Raw genomic sequence first — 1,500 nt, forward strand, 5'->3', positions numbered from 1 at the left:
GCTCAAGAAAGGCGACGACGTAATAGAGGTTGCGGTAGATTCCGCTGGTAATATTAATCTTCAGGGTGCTGACAGCCTTTACAACGCTTGGCTTTTAAGAAACCAGCTTGCTGCGGAAAGCATCGCAGGAGGCCATGGCTTTCACAAACACGTAATAGAACAAGGAGAGTTTGCTGGGCTTGGAATTGCAACCAGAGAGCAGTACGCAAGCCATATCGAAAATGTTCTTAAAAATCCAAGTAGTATTCGATACACGACAGACGGTCGGATATATTACCTTCAAGAATCAACGGGGACTGTTGTTGTTCGTAATCCAAGTGCCTCCGACGGCGGTACCGCTTTTCAGCCACAAAACTGGGCAACTTATGTCTCGAATCTACCAATTAGAGCGGTACCCTACCAATGACTATCAAAAATGAAATCCAGACTGAGGACCTTCTCCTAAAAATGATCAACGAAGCCTTGGCTGTCTTAGATGAGCGTGGCGATATAGTCCTGTGCTCTTCAACACCCAGTGGCCCAGCGCGTTACATTTACGAAGTCCTACACGAACAACTCGCGCTCGGCGAATTTTCTACGCGCGAGCTCATGGGCCTGAGGTCGCTGGTGTTACACGCGGTGGATGACAAACGCTTTTTTGATTGGGAGATGCCCACCCTCACGGGGTTGACGGCAGAGGAATTTGTGCGGGTTTCAGAGAAATTGCCAAAAGGCTAATCTTGACGCTGGCGTGGCTCTGTTCATCCATTTTTGGTCTTCGGAAAGCATTCCATGGTTGATGTAGGGGCTGTTGTACGCTCAATGCGCCTTCGCTGCCGGAAGCGGAGCAACAATCACGGGGATGGAATCCGGTCTTAAGACACCTCAATTCGGTCATCGTGCAGTATTCTTCAACAGCGCCGGCTCAACGGGGACGGCAATACCGTGGTGGATAACTCCGGCGATATGACGCTGATCACGATTGATAGATCAATTGGCGTTGCAGCTCGAAAAACCGGTGATGGCTGCAACGGAAGATGACGTTGCAGCCCAGGCTGCTGGCTATGACCCTTCGAAATATTCGTCTGCGTTGGACTATTTTAATGCACAGTAGCGTTCATATGTGTCCGGTCTGCGGGTATCCGAGCCTCGAAGAGCCCGCATATGATGGATCTGGCTGTTCATCTTTCGAAATTTGCCCAAGCTGTGGAACACAGTTTGGATATGATGATGCGGGCTTTTCACACGAAGAGCTTAGACTCCAGTGGATTGAGAGCGGAAGCAAATGGTGGTCGGCTTCACATCAGAAACCGGACGGTTGGCGGGCTGAAAAGCAGCTGTCAGATGCTGGTTTCTCACCTCCGCCTCCTTCTTCCTCAGGCTCCGGCATCTGATGCTTTGGGATTTGCACACGCGTAGACCGCTGTCTGTTGCATCCTGAACGGGCGCCGGCCTGCGACCGTTTGCACCGCTGTGCGTCGTCTCTTTTTTGATCAGACGCGATCTGACCGCCATCGAAGG

2 protein-coding genes and 1 pseudogene are annotated in these 1,500 nt (G+C 51.1%); 2 read left to right on the top strand and 1 reads right to left on the bottom strand.

All coding sequences use genetic code 11. From position 1 onward, the window contains the following. Both LH464_RS24310 and LH464_RS24315 read left to right on the top strand, forming a co-directional pair. Nucleotides 1-406 (top strand): annotated as a pseudogene (locus LH464_RS24310) (hypothetical protein); the annotation flags it as partial. Beyond that, nucleotides 403-717 (top strand): hypothetical protein, encoded by a 315-nt coding sequence (locus LH464_RS24315; protein ID WP_226788968.1) that lies wholly within the window; start codon nt 403-405, stop codon nt 715-717. The pseudogene LH464_RS24310 and the gene LH464_RS24315, both read left to right, overlap by 4 nt. Nucleotides 718-1,233: 516 nt before the next feature. Here the strand turns inward: LH464_RS24315 and LH464_RS24320 are convergent. Then, a partial coding sequence (locus LH464_RS24320; protein WP_226788969.1) for a hypothetical protein occupies nt 1,234-1,500 on the bottom strand: 267 nt, incomplete at its 5' end.

This window comes from Pseudorhizobium xiangyangii, assembly GCF_020531965.1.
Classification (GTDB): domain Bacteria; phylum Pseudomonadota; class Alphaproteobacteria; order Rhizobiales; family Rhizobiaceae; genus Neorhizobium; species Neorhizobium xiangyangii.

What these genes read in the sequence shown, in the direction of transcription:
- LH464_RS24315 (WP_226788968.1), top strand. Translation starts at nt 403, where the DNA reads ATGACTATCAAAAATGAAATCCAGACTGAGGACCTTCTCCTAAAAATG.